This is a genomic window from Pseudomonas sp. AL 58, from assembly GCF_036348395.1.
Taxonomy (GTDB): Bacteria; Pseudomonadota; Gammaproteobacteria; order Pseudomonadales; family Pseudomonadaceae; genus Aquipseudomonas; species Aquipseudomonas defluvii.
Map to the genome: position 1 here is coordinate 40,543 of NZ_JAZBQR010000026.1, position 17,087 is coordinate 57,629.

Consider the following 17,087-nt stretch of genomic DNA (forward strand, 5'->3'; position numbering starts at 1 on the left):
GGAAGAAGGTATCGAAATCATAGGGCGCTCTTATTGTTCTTTATCCCACGATAGAGGCTGCAAGTAGTGGCAGTCCAATATTAGGTGGGTCTGGCGCCATACCTGAAAAGTATCATCGTCATGACGGACTGTTACTCAACAGGGAATAGTCTTTTACAAAACCTCGGTATTCAGAAAACGTTCATTTTCGGCAAGATGCCGGAAGATCCGTGCACACGGACGAAAAGAAGAACAATGTTTCAACGCCAACGCGCCTTCCAGGGCCAAACGCGGCGTACTTGTCTGCCATTTCCACAAGACCATTCATAACAATCTCAAACCGAGTGTCTGTCAGACATTTTGTGCAGAGGGGCGACCGAAAGATGAATCACCTGAAAAATGGCGTACTGCTATTGGCCGTGTCCGGTGGGCTGGTACCACTGGCCAACGCAGCACCCTTCGTTAGCGACCAGGCCGAAGCCAAAGGCATTGTCGAAGACAGCAGCCTCAAGGTGCTGCTACGCAACATGTACTTCGATCGCGATGGCAAGAACGGCAGTGACACACGCCGCGACTGGACCCAGGGGTTCATGGCCAACTTCAGCTCCGGCTACACCCAGGGCACCGTCGGTTTTGGTGTCGATGCCTTCGGCTACTGGGGGATCAAACTTGACGGCAGCTCAGGCCAGACCGGAACCGGCAACCTGCCGGTTAACCGCGACGGCAGCCCTGAAGACGAGTTCGGCCGCGCCGGTGGCGCGCTCAAGATGCGCGTCTCCAAGACCGAGCTGAAGTTTGGCCAGATGCAACCCACCGCCCCTGTGTTCGCCGCAGGTGGTACCCGACTGTTGCCACAGACTGCCACCGGCTTCTCGCTGATGAGCAGCGAAATCCAGAACCTTGATCTGGAAGCCGGGCATTTCTACGCTGGCACCTCCAATGCCACCACCAGTTCCAGCGGCGGCCTGTGGGCCACCTATGCCAACGTCGAGACCAGCGACGTCGATTACCTCGGCGGACGCTATGCACTGAACGACAACCTCGGCCTGATGCTGTACGCCTCGCAGTTCAAGGATATATGGCGCCAGTACTATGGTGACTTGAACTATCAGTTGCCGATCTCCAGCAGCCAGTCCGTGGCACTGGACTTCAGCCTCTACCGCACACTGGATGAAGGCAGTGCCAAGGCCGGCTCGATCAACAACACCACCTGGTCGGCCTCGGCGGCCTACACCTTCCTCACCGCCCACACCGTTACCTTGGCCTTTCAGAAAGTCGATGGCGATACCCCATTTGACTATGTCGGGTTTGGCGATAACGGCGGGGGGGCTGCTGGTGACTCGATCTTCCTCGCCAACTCGGTCCAGTATTCGGACTTCAACGGCCCTGGCGAGCGCTCATGGCAAGTACGCTACGACCTGAAAATGGACACCCTTGGCGTGCCCGGCCTGAGCTTCATGGCCCGTTACATCAACGGTGACAACATCGACGGCTCGCACATGGCGGCAGACAGCGCCTACCGTGCCTATGGCTATGGTGACAACGGCAAGCACCACGAAACCGATGTGGAAGCCAAGTACACCATCCAGAGCGGGCCGGTCAAAGACCTGTCGTTCCGCCTGCGTCAGTCGTTCCACTATGCCAACGCCGACCAGGCCGAGAGCGACAACAATGAAATGCGCCTGATCATCGACTACCCGATCTCGATCCTGTAACCGCTGCACCAGCAGGCGTAACGCGGTGGTTTCTTCCGGTGCAGGAACCCCATCCGGCCGGATACAACCACCGCATCCCCGGCAACACCCTACCGATACCCTCGCAGTCAACCCTGCATCTCACAGCACTTACCCGCCTGCGCGCGGGCGGTGCTTGATCGCGCATTACTGGGCACAAACGTACAAGATATCGATCACTCCTGTTCGCTAAACTGATCAGCGTCAACAACCCAGCATAGCGAGCAACAACTCTATTTTTTTGCCATAAATTTGACACACGCCTACACTGTAAGGGAGAGATGACTAAATACCTCCATACTGAGCAGGGTGAGCAGATTGAGTTGGGACAGTGGCGCAATGCGGCAGCACTTTGAAAAAATGCAGGCGGTGCTGTCTGCTGACAACGAAATACTGGACATTGAGGACTACGTCGATCAGTTCCTGCGGACACGCGGCTACGCCCTGACCAACGAAAACAGGCTTCGCGTTGCGATGCGATTGGAGCAAATCACCGAGTGGACCCATTACACCGTCAGTGAGCTGGATCATTGGCTTGATACGTGTTTCAAGGCGTAGCAGCACCGAAGCAACGCCACCTCGGTTTATGGAGCGGAACCGGCCAGCAACTGTTGGTTAATGAACATTTGCTCCCGTCCTCGCGCTACCAGCCAACGATGGAAGTCACGGCAGTGGGCATTGTCGAATGCGCCCTTGGCACCCACCAGCAAATACGATGAGGGCATCGGCAATGCGTGTGCAAAGGGCATGATCAAGCGCCCGTCCGCCAGCGCACCGGCGATCATCGAACATTGAGCCAGTACTACGCCCTGCCCCGACAATGCGGCCTGAATCGCCATTGATGACAATGAGTAAACACGGTAGCCGTCACGCAACGACGAGCAATCGACCGCCTGAGCCATAAACCAGTCGCGCCATGACGGCGGCGAAGCGAACTTTGGTAGCCAGTCAATCGACAATAACGGGTAGGCCAACAGATCGGCCGGGGTATCCAGTGGCCGATCATCTTGAATCAGGCCGGGGCTACACACCGGAACGACACAATCGCGAAACAACTCAATGGCATTTTCGGTCGACTCAAGATCACCGTACGTGAGCCGGAAGTCGACTTCGTAGCCATCAGGCGAGGGCTCGGCATGGCTGCCGTCGAGAAACAGGTTGAGCCCCGGGTGATCGCTCTGCCACGCGTAAATAAGCGGTGCCAGCCACTCGGAAAGCAACGACGGCAGCGCGCTGATGCGCAAGTTGCTAGCGTTTTTCGAGCGTTCGACCTCTACCTGGGCAATGCGCAGGCTTTCGAATGCCGACGCACAGCTCTCATGGTAACGCTGCCCCGCCGCGGTCAACCGGATACGCTTGCCCACCTTGAAGGTCAGGCTCAGACCCAGGCTGTCTTCCAGCAGTTTCATTTGCTGGCTGACCGCACCGGCAGAAATCCCCAGACGCCTGGCGGCCTCGATAATGCCCCCGTAGCGCCCGACCGCTTCAAAAACCTGTAAGGCGCGCAGAGAAGGCAAGCTGTTCATCAGTCTCTCCTAAAGGGTGTTGACGGCTTGATACTTTAGCCCAGCTATACAAAGCAACAGCTTTCAGCATCTTTTCGCAAATTCAGACTCTCGTATGCTGGCCTTGGCACTGCCTCCCCTTCCCCTAACAAAAAAGCAAAAACAAGGAGAGCACCATGTCTATACGCACTACCCAGAGCGTCGCGCGTTACTCGCCTAACCGATGGGATACCCCACGGGCTTCAGCGTGTTCCAACGGGAACAAAAAAAAGCCCGACGTAACAATGCGTAACGAAACCGCGCACCGCCCCACCCCTCGGATTACCCTCCAGCGCTCAAACCCCTTGGAACAGAGCCTTGCACCTGCGCGGGCGCAGTTTGGCCTGCATATTGCTATTCATGTATATACAAGTACATGCATATCATGATGTATCTGTGCTTTAGCCACGTACCCTCCGCCCCCTGTAACAGACAAAGGAAAACAACAATGAGAAAATTTGTCCTTGCCACTGTCCTTGCACTGGCTTCCACCGGCGTCCTCGCCAAGGACCTGAGCGTTATTCGCTTTGGCGTAGACCCGACGTTTGCGCCTTTTGAGTCGAAAAACGCTGACGGCGAGCTGGTTGGCTTCGACATTGATCTGGGCAACGCCATTTGCGCTCAGCTCAAGGCCAAATGTGTCTGGGTCGAAACGGCATTCGACAGCATCATTCCTGCGCTCAGGGCGAAGAAGTTCGACGGCGTGCTGTCGGCCATGACGGTCAACGAGAAACGCAAACAGAATGTCGCCTTCTCCGACCGCCTCTACAACTCGCCCAATCGCCTGATCGCGAAAAAGGACAGCGGCCTGCTGCCAACGGTCGAGTCGCTCAAGGGTAAACGTGTCGGGGTTGCACAAGGCACCACCCAGGAAGCCTTCGTCAAGGCCATGTGGGCACCACACGGGGTGATCATGGTCTCGTACCAGAACCAGGACGTGCTGTATCCAGACCTGGTCAGCGGGCGGATCGATGCCAGCCTGACCGATGCGGCCGTGGCCGATATCGGCTTTCTGCAAACACCGAGGAACACCGGTTTTGCGTTCGCAGGCGATGCCGTCAAGCACGACGAACTGCTGGGCGAAGGGATCGCGATCGGCCTGCGCAAGGATGACCATGAGCTGATCGAGGCCATCAACGGTGCCCTGGCAGAAATGCACAAGAACGGTACCTACGACACCATTCAGAAGAAGTACTTCAGCTTCGACATCTATAACTGAAGACGGCTACAGCGCGCTCAATCGCCTGCTATCCAGCGCTTGAGCGCGCTGTAGATACACAGCCCCTCCCCGAACACTCAAGCCTCGCAATGGACGGCCCACGGCCCCCCATTGCCTACGGAGAGACAGAACATGCTTTTACAGGGCTATGGTTCGCTCATTCTCGACGGTACCTTTGCGACCATCCAACTGGCATTGCTCTCAATGCTGGTAGCCGTGACGATCGGCCTGGCCGGTGCCTCGGCAAAGCTGTCCAAACAGCGGCTGTTACGTAACCTGGCAACCGGCTATACCACCTTGATCCGCAGTGTCCCTGACCTGGTCATCATGTTGCTGTTGTTCTACAGCCTGCAAATCTGGCTGAACAACTTCACGGAATGGATGCAGGTCGAGCAGATCGATATCAACCCGTTCGTTGCCGGCGTTATCACCCTGGGCTTCATCTATGGTGCCTACTTTACCGAGACCTTTCGCGGTGCATTCCAGTCCGTACCTGCCGGTCAACTGGAAGCAGCCGTTGCCTATGGCATGAGCCGTCGGCAGATCTTTATCCGGGTGTTGTTTCCACAAATGATGCGGTTTGCATTGCCGGGCATCGGCAACAACTGGCAGGTACTGATCAAGGCGACCGCCCTGGTCTCGATCATCGGCCTGATCGATATCGTCAAAGTGACACAGGATGCCGGCAAGAACTCAATGCAACTGTTCTTCTTCAGCATCATCGGTGCACTGATCTACCTTGCCATCACCACCGTCTCGAACGGCCTGCTGCTATGGCTGGAGCGCCGCTACAACATCGGCGTCAAGGGAGCCGCACTATGACCGAGATCATGAAGGACTACTGGAAAGCCTACCTCTGGTTCGATGGTTATCAGCTCTCTGGCGTCGCCATGACCCTGTGGCTGCTGGTCGTTGCCATTGCCCTCGGCGGCCTCCTCTCGGTGCCCTTGTCTGTGGCACGGGTGTCGAGAAACCCTCTCATCCGTGGGCCGGTCTGGTTCTACACCTATGTGTTTCGAGGAACGCCGCTGTACATCCAGCTGCTGATTCTCTACTCCGGTATCTACAGCCTGCAGATGGTCCGCGAGCAGCCGGTGCTGGATGCCTTCTTCCGCGAAGGGATCAACTGCACCTTGCTGGCCTTTGCCCTCAATACCTGCGCCTACACCACGGAAATATTCGCGGGCGCCATTCGTGCCACCCCATATGGCGAGATCGAAGCCGGGCGGGCCTATGGCATGTCGCCGTTCACCCTGTACCGTCGGATCATTCTGCCTTCGGCACTGCGACGCGCACTGCCGTACTACAGCAATGAAGTGATCCTGATGCTGCACTCCACCACCCTGGCGTTCACCGCCACTGTGCCCGACCTGCTCAAGATTGCCCGCGACGTGAACTCGGAAACCTACTCCTCGTTCGAGGCATTCGGCATTGCAGCCGTGCTGTATGCCCTGATGGTGTTTGCCCTGGTCTGGCTGTTCCGACGTTGCGAAATGCGCTGGCTAGCCTTCTTGAAGCCACAGACTCACTGACCCGCCGTAAGTAATAAGAGAGCATCGAACATGTACAAGCTGAACGTAGATGAACTGCATAAAAAATACGGCTCCCATGAAGTCCTCAAAGGGGTATCGCTCAGCGCCAAAGCGGGCGATGTCATCAGCATCATTGGCTCGAGCGGGTCAGGCAAAAGCACCTTTCTGCGCTGCATCAACTTCCTTGAACAACCGTGCAGCGGACGTATTGCCGTAAACAACGAAGAGATCCGCACCAAGCTGGATATCAACGGAGCCATGCAGATTGCCGACCCTCGCCAGTTGCAGAAAATCCGTACCAAACTGTCGATGGTGTTCCAGCATTTCAACCTGTGGCAACACATGACGGTGCTGGAGAACATCGTCGAAGCGCCGGTCCACGTCCTCGGCGTGAAGCGCAAGGACGCCGAGCAGCGGGCACGCCACTACCTGAACAAGGTCGGGCTGGATGCAAGCGTGGCAAGCAAATACCCCTCGCACCTCTCTGGCGGGCAGCAACAACGCGTGGCCATCGCACGGGCACTGGCAATGGAACCGGAGGTGATGCTGTTCGACGAGCCGACCTCCGCCCTGGACCCGGAACTGGTCGGCGAAGTTCTGAAAGTGATGCAGGCCTTGGCCGAGGAAGGCCGCACCATGGTCGTGGTCACCCATGAAATGGGCTTTGCCCGCAACGTCTCCAACCATGTCATGTTCCTGCACCAGGGCCGCGTTGAAGAAGAAGGCCCACCCGGCGAGGTATTGAACCATCCGAAAAGCGAACGCCTTACTCAGTTCCTCTCCGGGCGCTTGAAGTAAGTCGGCACATTCCCCTGCTGGCCACCGGGCAACCTCTGGATGCCCGGGGCCGGCCTATCGATACGAGGCCACCATGCTCGCAGGTTTCCCCAAACATCCCGGTTTCGCCCAGCAACGTGAACAGTTTCTAGCGGCGGCCAACGCTGCCGGCGCATGCCTGAGCGAATACCGCCACCCCTTGCGCGGCCCCTTTGGCGAGACGCTGAGCACCGACGTTGCCCTGCTCGGTGATCCCCAGGCCAAACGGGTGCTGGTTGCGCTCAGCGGCACTCACGGCGTTGAAGGGTTCTATGGTTCCGACTGCCAGATCAAATGGTTGCACGCACTCGGCAACACGCCCCTGCCTGCGGATGTCGCGGTACTGATGATCCACCTGATCAACCCCTGGGGCACCGCCTGGATGCGTCGGGTCAACGAAGACAACATCGACCTCAATCGCAACCAACTGGACTTCTCTCAGGCACTACCAGACAACCAGGCCTACGAAGCGTTGCACCCTATCTACACCTGCGCCCAACTGCACGGTCCGCTACGGGAGCAGGCTGACGCGCTGCTCAACCAGCGAATTCGCGCCGAAGGCTGGTCAACCGTGATGTCGATTGTCGAGGCCGGCCAGTACCGTCATCCCGATGGCCTGTTCTATGGCGGCCAGTCTCCCGCGTGGTCGAACACCACCCTGCACACGATCTTGCAAACCCATCTGACTCACAGCGAGGTTGCCATGTGCTTTGACCTGCACACCGGAGCCGGCGACTACGGGCACCCGATGCTGATGACCATTGCCCAGTCTGCCTACCCGGCACTGCACGATGCCCAGACCCTCTATGGCCCATGGCTGTACACGTTGATGACCGGAGCCGGCAGCCACAGCGACACCGGCGTAGCGGCAACAGCTACCGGCTACACCTCACAGGCGATCCTCAATGCCCTGCCCCACGTACACCTGATGCCATTCGTCATTGAATGCGGCACCTACCCGGGCGAGCAGGTTCACACCGTGTTGCGCAACGACCAGTGGCTGCACCTGCATGGAGACCTGGACGATAAGGTCGCGGCACACATCAAACGGGAACTGGTCGAGCAGTTCTACCCGGCGGACCCTGACTGGCACGCCGTCGTCTGGCTGCGCACCCAACATATCTGGGAACGAGCCTTGAGTGCGTTACCCAAGATTCACCCTGCCGCCCGTCGCTAAACACAGCGCCTGACACCCTTGTACAAAGCGACGCTCAACATAGCGTCGCTTTGGTTTGCCTGCAAAAAACGATTTAGTTTTTCTAAATCAATAAACAGTTTTAAGCATCTATTCTGAGCTTATCAGTGCCTCGTATTCTGGCTTCGCCGAAAGCCTCGCCCTGCCGCACAGGGTGAAAACCAGAACAATAAGGAGAGACCCCATGTTTTTGCGCAACGCTTGGTACGTAGCCGCCAGTGAAGCCGAGTTGGGCGAAGCACTGTACCCCGTCACCCTGCTCAGTGAGCCTGTGCTGCTTTACCGCAAGACCGACGGCACCCCGGTGGCCCTTGAAGACGCCTGCCCCCACCGCAAGCTGCCGTTGTCCATGGGGCGTCGCCAGGGCGATGACATCGAGTGCGGCTACCACGGCCTGACCTTCGACTGTTCCGGCAGCTGTGTCCGTGCCCCCGGCAGCCGACACATCCCTCAGGGTGCCAAGGTTCGCAGCTACCCCCTTGCCATGCGCTACGGCCTGATCTGGATCTGGATGGGCGATCCCGAACTGGCCGACGAAGCGAAGATCTGTGAAGTCCCGGAATGGGGTGATCCGGCATGGGGGCTCAACCGTGGCGACAGTATGGTCGTGCCGTGCAACTACCTGTACGTGACCGATAACCTGCTCGACCCTTCCCATGTCGCCTGGGTACATCAGTCGTCCTTTGGCAATGCAGCGTGCGCCCAAGAGCCCCTGCAAACGCGGGTAACCGATACCGGCGTGATCGTTTCGCGTTGGATGCGCGATGTGGAAGTGGCGCCTTTCTACGCCAAGTTCGTCAAGTTCACTGGCAACTGCGACCGCAAACAGCACTACGAAGTGCACTACCCCGCCCAGGCCGTTATCAAGGCGATATTCACCCCGGCCGGCACGGGCAGCGACGAGGGCGAACTGCACGAGCAGGTGTTCCTGATGAACTCCTACAACTTCATGACCCCCATCGACGAGGAGAACACCCGTTACTACTGGTTCCAGGTACGCAATTTCGACCCCGAGAACCAGGACGTCTCCCGACAGTTCGATGAAGACGTGCGTCACGCCTTCGCCGAAGACCGTGTCGTGCTCAGCGCCGTCCATCAAGGCATGGCCAACAAGCGCAGCCCCAACATCGACCTGGCCTCCGACTCAGGCCCGCTGCGCTTTCGCCGCAACCTGGAGCAGTTGATCGCCATCGAACAACGTAATGGCCTGATCGCCCGCAGCCAAGCGCAGGCCGAGCACGACAAGACGGAGGCGTGAGATGAGCACTCAACCGAAGACGACACTCAGCGCGCAAGGCTTCAGGGCCTTGCGGGTGATCGAAAAGAAACAGGAAAGTGCGGTCATTACCTCGTTCGTGCTGGCGGCAGATCATGGCGCGTGCCCGCCCTTCGTGCCGGGGCAATTCCTGGTGGTTCGCCTGCCCACGGGCAACGGCGCCACACTGCTGCGCAACTACAGCCTCTCAGGCGACCGTAACGACCTGTCGCACCTGCGCATATCCGTCAAGCGCGAGCCCGCACCCGCAGACCAACCACAACTGCCACCCGGGCAAGGCTCCAACTACCTGCACGATCAGGTGCAGGTCGGTGATCTGCTCGAGGTCGCCGGGCCTGCCGGCGAGTTCGTCCTCGACGAAAAAAGCACACGCCCTGTAGTGCTGTTAAGCGGTGGTGTGGGCCTGACCCCCATGCTGAGCATGCTCCATCAGCTAAGCCGCCATTCGACCCGCACCGTGCACTTTATCCATGCCTGCGAGAACGGCGCCGTACATGCGTTCCATGATGAAGTACGCCAGTTGGCCGATCGGCGCCCCGGGATCAATGTGCATTTCTGCTACCGCAGCCCGAGCGTCGACGATCAGGCCAACCCGGCGTACCACAGCCAGGGCCTGATCAACCGGGAAACCCTGCAAGCGCTACTGCCATTGGACGACTACGAGGTCTACCTGTGCGGTCCACCACCGTTCATGCAGGCGAACTGGCGCCTGCTGCGCGACCTGGGAATCGACCGCCAGCGTATTCACTATGAGTTTTTCGGCCCGGCAACGGTTCTTGAGAACGATCAGGAGCGAGCCCCAGCGTCCGTGACGCCAGCCATCAGCAGCCCACCCACAGCGACAGACAACGCCTTGACTGTGCATTTTTTGCCATCTGGCACCCGCGTGGACTGGCAACAGGGCTGTCACTCACTGCTTGACCTCGCCGAGCAGGCCGGCCTGACGCCCTCGTTCAACTGCCGGGCAGGCCTGTGCAACAGCTGCCAGGTCGGCCTCAGGGAAGGTACTGTCGAGTACTTCGAAGAACCGCTGGATGCCCCCATCAACGGCAACATCCTGCTCTGCTGCACACGCCCAACGAGTGCACTGACCATAGAACTGCGCGCGTAGGATCAACACCCACCACTGGTTGGCGGAGAATCGCGTGGGCTACGCTTTCGAGTGCATCGGCGATATCACGCGTGCATGATGGAGCGCGAACCAGCAAGCTTGGCGACAACCCCTTGGGGAAGCACTCCCCTGGCCCCGCACGCCCCTGACCCTATTGTACAAACCCAAGAGAACCCAAAGATGAGCATCTTCACACACGTCACCGTTGGCACGAACGACCTGAACAAAGCCCGCGGCTTTTACGACAAGGCACTGGGTGAACTAGGCCTCAAGCGTATCGCCGACCTGGGCGACAATGGCTCGATCTGGGGCGAAAATTCCCCGGCCTTTTTCGTCCTGAAACCCGCCGACGGCAAGCCAGCCACCGTCGGCAACGGCGTCACCATCAGCTTTGAAGCACCGAGTCGTGCAGCGATCGACGCCTTCCATGCGGCCGCCCTGGCATCCGGCGGTCAAGACGAAGGCAAGCCGGGCCCGCGCAATTGGGCACCCAATGCCTACGCCGCCTATGTCCGTGATCTCGATGGCAACAAACTAGCCGTTTACTGCTTCAAACCGGCTTGATCAACAGCCGTATCAAATGCCCGAAGCACTGCTTCGGGCATTTTTCGTTATGGGCCATGACGATTGATGTGACGGCAAAAAACAAAGCCATTGTAACGCCGCATTTTTCGACCTATCTTATACAAAACCTATACAAGGCTATTAGTCGTGTACAAGATAGAGCAATGGCCCCTGACGCTTTACTTCGACGGTGACTGCCCGCTCTGCGCTCGGGAAATCAAGCTCCTGCGCCGACGTGCTACAGACGCCCGGCTGCTACTGGTTGATATCAGCAGCGACGACTTCGATGCGCCTGCACTGGGTTTCACCCTTGAGCGCATGCAATCAGTCCTGCATGCGCGCTTTGCCAATGGTCAATGGGTTACGGGCCTGGACGCCACCCTCTGGAGCTGGCGAGCAGCAGGCCTGGGTGCGTGGGCCGCACCACTGACTTGGCGCCCCCTGCGGCCACTGTTTGCCATCGGCTATCGCCTGTTCTGCCACTTACGCCCCCATTTGGCCTGGTTACCTCATCCCGATGGCAGCCGTCGCTGTCGTGACAACCACTGTACGCTGCCGAAGTCGGCATCCGCGCCAGGCAACCCGCATACCCTTCAAACAACACATGGCTGCAAGGAGTCAAAATGAACCTGTCATTAGCCGAGCACTACCGTGAAATTCTCTCCGGCGTCGGCGAGAATCCTGAACGTGAAGGGTTACTGGACACCCCCAAACGCGCCGCCAAAGCAATGCAGTACCTGTGCAATGGCTACACCCTGAACCTGGAGGAAGTGGTTAATGGTGCCCTGTTCGAGTCGGACAACGATGAGATGGTCGTCGTACGTGACATCGAACTGTACTCATTGTGCGAGCACCACATGCTGCCCTTCATCGGCAAGGCGCATGTGGCCTACATCCCTACCGGGCGAGTGTTAGGGCTGTCGAAGGTTGCCCGCGTGGTCGATATGTTCGCCCGTCGCCTGCAGATACAGGAAAACCTCACAAAACAAATTGCCGACGCCATCCAGCGCGTCACCGATGCCGCGGGTGTGGCCGTGGTCATCGAAGCCAAGCACATGTGCATGATGATGCGCGGTGTGGAGAAGCAAAACTCGGTAATGACCTCATCCGTGATGCTGGGAGCCTTCCGCGAGTCGTGCACCACGCGTCACGAGTTCCTGCAACTGATTGGGCGGCGCAGCTGATGCCAGGACCGGTGCAAGACGGCGTTACACCGACGTCACCTGCACCGCCCCTACCGCTCGACCGTGCAGCGCCTATGCCGCCGACAACGCTCTGAGCAGTAGCGCACCTCATCCCAACAGCGCGCCCACTTTTTACGCCAGACAAACGGCAGCCCGCAGACCACGCAGGTTTTGGCTGGAAGGTCGCTCTTTTTCACAACGCCTCACCGGCATCCAGCATGGCCAGTAACGCCTCGCCACGCTGCCAGAGCGCCTGCTGCTTGTCCTCCGACATGCGTGCGAGGTTTTTATACACCATGGCAAGGCGTTGATTGCGCTGCAGCAGGTCACGGTGACGCATCAGAAAGTGCCAATAGAGCGCATTGAAAGGGCAGGCAGTGTCCGTTGTACTTTCACTGACGTTGTACACACAGCCACTGCAGTAGTCCGACATGCGCTTGATGTACTGTCCGCTGGCACAGTAAGGCTTCGAGCCCAGATAGCCACCATCGGCATGCATGACCATGCCCAGGGTATTGGGCAGCTCGACCCAGTCGAAGGCGTCCATATAGACGGACAAATACCAGTCGCACACCTGGCTCGGCACGATGCCCGCTAACAGGGCAAAGTTGCCGGTCACCATCAGCCGCTGAATATGATGGGCGTAGGCGTGCTCCAATGTCTGGCCGATGACCTGGCGCATACAGTTCATCCGCGTGTCGCCCGTCCAGTAGAACACTGGCAGTTGCCTGCTGTTGCCGAAAAAATCAAGGCTGGCATAGGTGGGCATCTGCAGCCAGTAGATACCGCGCACATACTCACGCCAACCAATCAATTGGCGGATAAACCCTTCGGCAGCATTCAACGGGATCCTGCCAGACCAGTAGGCCGCCTCTACATCCGCGCACACCTGACGCACATCCAGCAGGCCGATGTTGAGCGCAGCGCTGATACGGGCATGAAACAGAAACGGCTCATCCTGGGCCATGGCATCTTGATAATCGCCAAAGGCCGCCAGGCCAAAATCCAGAAAGTAGTCCCACAATGCCTGCGCATCGGCATGTGTCACGGGATAGTCAAAGGCTTCCAGCGAACCGTAGTGGTCAGTAAAGTGCTCGGCCACCAGCGCAATCACCTCACGGGTCATTGCATCCACGGTAAAGCGCGCGGGCAATGGAGCCCGCTGGTGCTTGGGCAGCGCCTTGCGGTTGTCTGCATCAAAGTTCCAGGCCCCTCCGACCGGGCTGCCATCGCCATTGATGAGCAGCCCGCTCTTGCGCCGCATCTCGCGATAGAAAAACTCCATGCGCACCTGCTTTTTGCCTTTGGCCCAGGAAGCGAATTCGGCGCGACTACACAGGAAACGGCTATCAACATGCCAGTGGATAGGCAGGCCACTGCACGTGAGCGAATGCTCAAGACGCCAGTCGCCACACTCGGTCAGGTGCAGCGCTTCTGGCTGCAATAGCCCATGCCAGCGGCGCAATTCCCCCGGCAGTGAGCCCGTATTATCCGGATCATCCAGAGCGACGTACTGCACACGGAAACCACGTTGGCGCAGCGCCTCGGCAAAGTGGCGCATGGCGCTGAAAACCAGCACGATTTTTTGCGGATGATGAGGCACATGGCGGGCCTCCTCCATCACCTCGGCCAACAGCACCGTATCGCGTTCGGTATCCAGCCCTTGCAGTGAAGGCAGGTCGAAGGACAGTTGGTCGCCCAGGACCAGGCACAGCCGTCGAGTACCGCTCATACCACAGCGTCCGATAAAAAATGGTTGCGCGCGTTTTTTGCGTCTACCAGGTGTATCCACCCATTCAGCATGCTTCCTGCCTCGAGATCACACGTTTGACAGGCCCAACAGGTGCTCATAACGCTTTGCACACCGCCTCAGCCGTAGAAAACCTGTACAATTTTAACTTCTTGTACAAATTTTACATAGCGCTATTGATGACAGGTCAGATCTGTTGCCTGCCTGTAAACACTCATGGAGCCATTAATGTTCAACAGCCGCCTGAAAAAAGCACTCCAAGACCAGAGCGCAGAGCTGTACATGCTGCGCCAACTCATTGAGCAGATGAATCGCGGCATGCTATCGATACGGCTTGATGCGCAAACCCGTATCTGCGATTTCAACCCGCATTTCGCGCAAACGCTGGGCTACAAAGACGAGCATCTAAGAGGCCGCCCACTGTCCGAAATTGTGCCGCCTTACGTCAGTAAACTGCCCTGCTTTCACGCGTTCAGATCTGCCGTGGAAAAGTTCGAACCGATCAGCGACGACTACCGCTATCTGCGTGCAGATGGCAGCCTTGCTTGGTTGAAATTGCATTGGTTTCCCATTCGCGGCGAAAACGGCGAGCTCTCCCACATTCAGGGCTACGGCAGCGAAGTCAGCCGGACCATTGAGCAGATAAAAGAGAATGAGTCGTTCATCGATGCGCTTATCCGCTCTACTGCGGTAATCCAGTTCAAACTGGATGGCACCGTTGTAACCGCCAACCAGCAGTTCCTCAACGCCATGGGCTACTCGCTCGAGCAGATCAAAGGCAAACATCACCGCATGTTCTGCAGTGCAGAGGACGCTGCATCACCTCAGTACTCGGCGTTCTGGAAAACACTCAACAACGGAGAATACGTCGCTGACCGTTTCAAACGGATTGACAGCCGCGGTCGTGAGGTTTGGCTGGAGGCCACCTACAACCCCGTTTACGACACGGAAGGCAATCTGTGCAAAGTGGTGAAATTCGCCAGCGTCGTCACCGATCAGGTCGCACGGGAAACTGAGGTGAGAGAAGCGGCAGCGGTCGCCTATGACGTCTCATTACAGACTGATGTGAGCGCAGAACGGGGTGCGGCAGTTGTCCAGGAAACGGTACAAACCATGCAGCAGATCGCCGGACAGATGCAATCGGCCACCCACCGGATTGAGGCACTCGACAAGCAGTCACTGTTAATCAGTTCCATCGTGCAGACCATTGGCGGTATTGCCTCGCAGACCAACTTGCTGGCGCTCAACGCAGCCATTGAAGCCGCCCGAGCAGGTGAGCAGGGTCGCGGCTTCGCAGTGGTTGCGGATGAAGTCCGTCAGCTCGCTGGCCGCACAAGCGCGGCAACGGAAGAAATCGTGAGTGTCGTACTGCAGAACCAGGCGCTCGCCAGCGAGGCCGTTCAAGAGATGTTCAGCAGTCGAGAACAGGCCGAACAAGGGCTTGCATTAGCCAGCCAGGCCGGCGCCGTGATTGTGGAAATCCAAAACGGCGCCAAGCAGGTCGTTGGCGCGGTTGGACGTTTTGCCAATGAGCTACAGTGATCCGCACCGCCACAAAAGCCTGTTACGATCTGCGGCAGATCAGTTTTCAGGGGGCGCACCATGCGAACATCAGTACCACGGAGGGACTCGCAATCGCCTGAACATCCGGTAACGCCCCCATCGTTGTCTGCAACCGATAGGTAAAAGAAGGAACCTGTGCCTAGCGTGGTTATGAACACTGTACATTAGCGGGTTAAAAATCCGAGGAGCCCGCGAAAGCCCATGAGCACTAAAGGCCAGGTCCTAAATGATTGACGAAACACCTTCGACGCTCCCTTGCCAAGCCTGTAAAGAGGGCAAGAAACTGAATTTCGACTTCAGCATGGCATTCCAGCCGATTATCGATCTTCGCGACAACAGTGTTTTTGCTTATGAGGCCTTGGTACGCGGTACCGATGGCAGTGGCGCAGCCACCATTCTTGGCAATGTCACCGAAGAAAACCGTTATGCCTTTGACCAGGCGTGCCGGGTAAAAGCGGTTGAGCTTGCGTCCAGGTTACAGATCCCCTGTTTTGTCAGCATCAACTTCTTGCCTAACGCCGTATACAAGGCGGAAACCTGCATTCGTGCCACGCTTAACGCGGCGCGGCGCTTTGGTTTCCCTACTGAGCGCTTGATTTTCGAAATTACCGAAAATGAAGAGCTGGTGGACAAGGAACACCTGAAAAGCATTATTCGAGAATACAAGCTACAGGGTTTCAAGACCGCCATAGATGATTTTGGTGCGGGTTACTCAGGCTTGAATTTACTGGCAGAGTTTCAGCCGGATATTATAAAACTCGACATGAGCCTTGTACGGCGCATCTGCACCGACCCGGTACGGCAAGCGATTGTCAAAGGCATTCTAGGCGTCTGCGAGGCATTGAATATCAATGTGATCGCAGAGGGTGTAGAAACAACTGCCGAGCTTCAACAACTGCTGGCCTTGGGTATCAACCTCTATCAAGGCTACCTGTTTGCAAGACCAGAATTTGAAACCTTGCCGACAGTGAACTGGCCTGACCACAGCGTGTTGTAACGCTGGACACCGGGTTGATCCACCCTGCACGAATGCAGTTTTCTCGGCGCGCGGCTGATTCAGGCCGCCATCCCAAGGCGCATACGCCGCAATGGGGCAGTCATCACAGGCTGCCCAGATAATCCGCCTTGCCGATGTCCACCCCATTGTGGCGCAAGATGCCGTACGCAGTGGTCAGGTGGAAATAGAAATTGGGTATGGCAAAGCACAGCAGATAGTCCTGCCCGGCAAAGTGGATTTCCTTGTCGTGTACCTTGAGGGTAATCGGGCGTGCCTCACTGCCGTCCAGTTGCTGCGCGGTAATGCTCTGCAGAAACGTGACGGTTCTGGCAATGCGCGCCTGCAATTCGGGAAAACTGCTTTCAGTGTCGGCAAAACTCGGTACCTCTACCCCTGCCAGACGAGCAGCACAGCCCTTGGCAGTGTCGGACACTATCTGCACCTGACGCACCAGCGCAAACATATCAGGGGCAAGTTGGGCGTTGAGGAAGAACGCCGGCATGATGTCCTTCGCATGAGCGTGGGCGGCGGCCTTGCGCAGAATGGCGGCCAGATTATCCAGCCCGCGGACGAATACAGAGATAGAGGCTTGGTACATGGAGACAGACATACGCTTTCTCCGGA

The 17,087-nt window shown here is 57.7% G+C and carries 17 protein-coding genes and 2 pseudogenes; 15 read left to right on the forward strand and 4 right to left on the reverse strand.

Translation table 11 applies throughout. The features are described 5' to 3' along the window. Nucleotides 1-362 precede the first annotated feature (362 nt). Together UIA24_RS21070 and UIA24_RS21075 are read left to right on the forward strand one after the other, a co-directional pair. Nucleotides 363-1,694: an OprD family porin gene (locus UIA24_RS21070; RefSeq protein ID WP_099775212.1), complete on the forward strand. Its 1,332-nt coding sequence runs from the start codon at nt 363-365 to the stop codon at nt 1,692-1,694. 357 nt (nt 1,695-2,051) lie between these two features. Then, nucleotides 2,052-2,270: a hypothetical protein gene (locus tag UIA24_RS21075; protein WP_099775213.1), complete on the forward strand. Its 219-nt coding sequence runs from the start codon at nt 2,052-2,054 to the stop codon at nt 2,268-2,270. A 26-nt stretch (nt 2,271-2,296) separates the two neighbouring features. Here the strand turns inward: UIA24_RS21075 and UIA24_RS21080 are convergent, their stop codons facing one another. Then, nucleotides 2,297-3,238 (reverse strand): LysR substrate-binding domain-containing protein, encoded by a 942-nt coding sequence (locus tag UIA24_RS21080; protein WP_330523817.1) that lies wholly within the window; start codon nt 3,236-3,238, stop codon nt 2,297-2,299. A 466-nt stretch (nt 3,239-3,704) separates the two neighbouring features. On the opposite strand from UIA24_RS21080, the gene UIA24_RS21085 reads away from it, so the two are divergent. The 10 genes from UIA24_RS21085 to folE all read left to right on the forward strand — a co-directional run bounded on the left by UIA24_RS21085 (nt 3,705) and on the right by folE (nt 12,153). Continuing rightward, nucleotides 3,705-4,475 (forward strand): ABC transporter substrate-binding protein, encoded by a 771-nt coding sequence (locus UIA24_RS21085; RefSeq protein WP_099775215.1) that lies wholly within the window; start codon nt 3,705-3,707, stop codon nt 4,473-4,475. A 132-nt stretch (nt 4,476-4,607) separates the two neighbouring features. Next, the gene (locus UIA24_RS21090) at nt 4,608-5,297 is read left to right on the forward strand and encodes an ABC transporter permease (protein WP_065759651.1); all 690 of its coding nucleotides are present in this window, start codon (nt 4,608-4,610) and stop codon (nt 5,295-5,297) included. Beyond that, the gene (locus tag UIA24_RS21095; protein WP_065759652.1) at nt 5,294-6,007 is read left to right on the forward strand and encodes an ABC transporter permease; all 714 of its coding nucleotides are present in this window, start codon (nt 5,294-5,296) and stop codon (nt 6,005-6,007) included. Before UIA24_RS21090 ends, UIA24_RS21095 begins: the two co-directional genes overlap by 4 nt. A gap of 30 nt (nt 6,008-6,037) precedes the next feature. After that, complete coding sequence (locus tag UIA24_RS21100) at nt 6,038-6,805, forward strand: ABC transporter ATP-binding protein (protein WP_330523818.1); 768 nt, start codon at nt 6,038-6,040, stop codon at nt 6,803-6,805. A gap of 73 nt (nt 6,806-6,878) precedes the next feature. Then, the gene (locus UIA24_RS21105) at nt 6,879-8,000 is read left to right on the forward strand and encodes a DUF2817 domain-containing protein (protein WP_330523819.1); all 1,122 of its coding nucleotides are present in this window, start codon (nt 6,879-6,881) and stop codon (nt 7,998-8,000) included. A gap of 202 nt (nt 8,001-8,202) precedes the next feature. Continuing rightward, complete coding sequence (locus tag UIA24_RS21110; RefSeq protein ID WP_330523820.1) at nt 8,203-9,276, forward strand: aromatic ring-hydroxylating dioxygenase subunit alpha; 1,074 nt, start codon at nt 8,203-8,205, stop codon at nt 9,274-9,276. Between the two features lies 1 nt (nt 9,277). Further along, the gene (locus UIA24_RS21115) at nt 9,278-10,405 is read left to right on the forward strand and encodes an FAD-binding oxidoreductase (protein ID WP_330523821.1); all 1,128 of its coding nucleotides are present in this window, start codon (nt 9,278-9,280) and stop codon (nt 10,403-10,405) included. Nucleotides 10,406-10,585: 180 nt separating this feature from the next. Beyond that, the gene (locus tag UIA24_RS21120; protein WP_330523822.1) at nt 10,586-10,969 is read left to right on the forward strand and encodes a VOC family protein; all 384 of its coding nucleotides are present in this window, start codon (nt 10,586-10,588) and stop codon (nt 10,967-10,969) included. Nucleotides 10,970-11,116: 147 nt separating this feature from the next. Continuing rightward, entirely contained in the window at nt 11,117-11,596 is a 480-nt protein-coding gene (locus tag UIA24_RS21125) for a thiol-disulfide oxidoreductase DCC family protein (RefSeq protein ID WP_330523823.1), read from the forward strand. Beyond that, nucleotides 11,593-12,153, forward strand: a complete 561-nt coding sequence (gene folE, locus UIA24_RS21130) for a GTP cyclohydrolase I FolE (protein ID WP_102051961.1) — start codon at nt 11,593-11,595, stop codon at nt 12,151-12,153. The genes UIA24_RS21125 and folE overlap by 4 nt, the downstream gene beginning before the upstream one ends. A 50-nt stretch (nt 12,154-12,203) precedes the next feature. Here folE and UIA24_RS21135 read toward each other — a convergent pair whose 3' ends face one another. Beyond that, nucleotides 12,204-12,350 (reverse strand): DUF2256 domain-containing protein, encoded by a 147-nt coding sequence (locus UIA24_RS21135; protein ID WP_330523824.1) that lies wholly within the window; start codon nt 12,348-12,350, stop codon nt 12,204-12,206. Beyond that, nucleotides 12,347-13,885 carry a cryptochrome/photolyase family protein gene (locus UIA24_RS21140; RefSeq protein WP_330523825.1) on the reverse strand — a complete coding sequence of 513 codons (1,539 nt, stop codon included), beginning with the start codon at nt 13,883-13,885 and terminating at the stop codon, nt 12,347-12,349. Before UIA24_RS21140 ends, UIA24_RS21135 begins: the two co-directional genes overlap by 4 nt. Nucleotides 13,886-14,185: 300 nt before the next feature. On the opposite strand from UIA24_RS21140, the pseudogene UIA24_RS23405 reads away from it, so the two are divergent. From UIA24_RS23405 to UIA24_RS21150, 3 genes and pseudogenes are all read left to right on the forward strand, one after another. Beyond that, nucleotides 14,186-14,902: pseudogene (locus UIA24_RS23405) on the forward strand (PAS domain-containing protein); the annotation flags it as partial. 108 nt (nt 14,903-15,010) lie between these two features. Then, nucleotides 15,011-15,445 (forward strand): annotated as a pseudogene (locus tag UIA24_RS23410) (methyl-accepting chemotaxis protein); the annotation flags it as partial. Nucleotides 15,446-15,692: 247 nt separating this feature from the next. Continuing rightward, nucleotides 15,693-16,463: an EAL domain-containing protein gene (locus UIA24_RS21150; RefSeq protein ID WP_102051965.1), complete on the forward strand. Its 771-nt coding sequence runs from the start codon at nt 15,693-15,695 to the stop codon at nt 16,461-16,463. 103 nt (nt 16,464-16,566) lie between these two features. On the opposite strand, the gene UIA24_RS21155 is transcribed toward UIA24_RS21150, so the two are convergent. Continuing rightward, on the reverse strand, nt 16,567-17,073 hold the full coding sequence (locus tag UIA24_RS21155) for a DUF1993 domain-containing protein (RefSeq protein WP_330523826.1): 507 nt from the start codon (nt 17,071-17,073) through the stop codon (nt 16,567-16,569). Nucleotides 17,074-17,087: the final 14 nt, after the last annotated feature.

Excerpts from the sequence above, each read along its gene's own strand:
- UIA24_RS21105 (WP_330523819.1), top strand. The coding sequence starts at position 6,879 with ATGCTCGCAGGTTTCCCCAAACATCCCGGTTTCGCCCAGCAACGTGAA.
- UIA24_RS21090 (WP_065759651.1), top strand. The coding sequence starts at position 4,608 with ATGCTTTTACAGGGCTATGGTTCGCTCATTCTCGACGGTACCTTTGCG.
- UIA24_RS21120 (WP_330523822.1), top strand. The coding sequence starts at position 10,586 with ATGAGCATCTTCACACACGTCACCGTTGGCACGAACGACCTGAACAAA.
- folE (WP_102051961.1), top strand. The coding sequence starts at position 11,593 with ATGAACCTGTCATTAGCCGAGCACTACCGTGAAATTCTCTCCGGCGTC.
- UIA24_RS21075 (WP_099775213.1), top strand. The coding sequence starts at position 2,052 with ATGCGGCAGCACTTTGAAAAAATGCAGGCGGTGCTGTCTGCTGACAAC.
- UIA24_RS21115 (WP_330523821.1), top strand. The coding sequence starts at position 9,278 with ATGAGCACTCAACCGAAGACGACACTCAGCGCGCAAGGCTTCAGGGCC.
- UIA24_RS21110 (WP_330523820.1), top strand. The coding sequence starts at position 8,203 with ATGTTTTTGCGCAACGCTTGGTACGTAGCCGCCAGTGAAGCCGAGTTG.
- UIA24_RS21155 (WP_330523826.1), bottom strand. The coding sequence starts at position 17,073 with ATGTCTGTCTCCATGTACCAAGCCTCTATCTCTGTATTCGTCCGCGGG.
- UIA24_RS21100 (WP_330523818.1), top strand. The coding sequence starts at position 6,038 with ATGTACAAGCTGAACGTAGATGAACTGCATAAAAAATACGGCTCCCAT.
- UIA24_RS21095 (WP_065759652.1), top strand. The coding sequence starts at position 5,294 with ATGACCGAGATCATGAAGGACTACTGGAAAGCCTACCTCTGGTTCGAT.
- UIA24_RS21070 (WP_099775212.1), top strand. The coding sequence starts at position 363 with ATGAATCACCTGAAAAATGGCGTACTGCTATTGGCCGTGTCCGGTGGG.
- UIA24_RS21080 (WP_330523817.1), bottom strand. The coding sequence starts at position 3,238 with ATGAACAGCTTGCCTTCTCTGCGCGCCTTACAGGTTTTTGAAGCGGTC.
- UIA24_RS21150 (WP_102051965.1), top strand. The coding sequence starts at position 15,693 with ATGATTGACGAAACACCTTCGACGCTCCCTTGCCAAGCCTGTAAAGAG.
- UIA24_RS21085 (WP_099775215.1), top strand. The coding sequence starts at position 3,705 with ATGAGAAAATTTGTCCTTGCCACTGTCCTTGCACTGGCTTCCACCGGC.
- UIA24_RS21140 (WP_330523825.1), bottom strand. The coding sequence starts at position 13,885 with ATGAGCGGTACTCGACGGCTGTGCCTGGTCCTGGGCGACCAACTGTCC.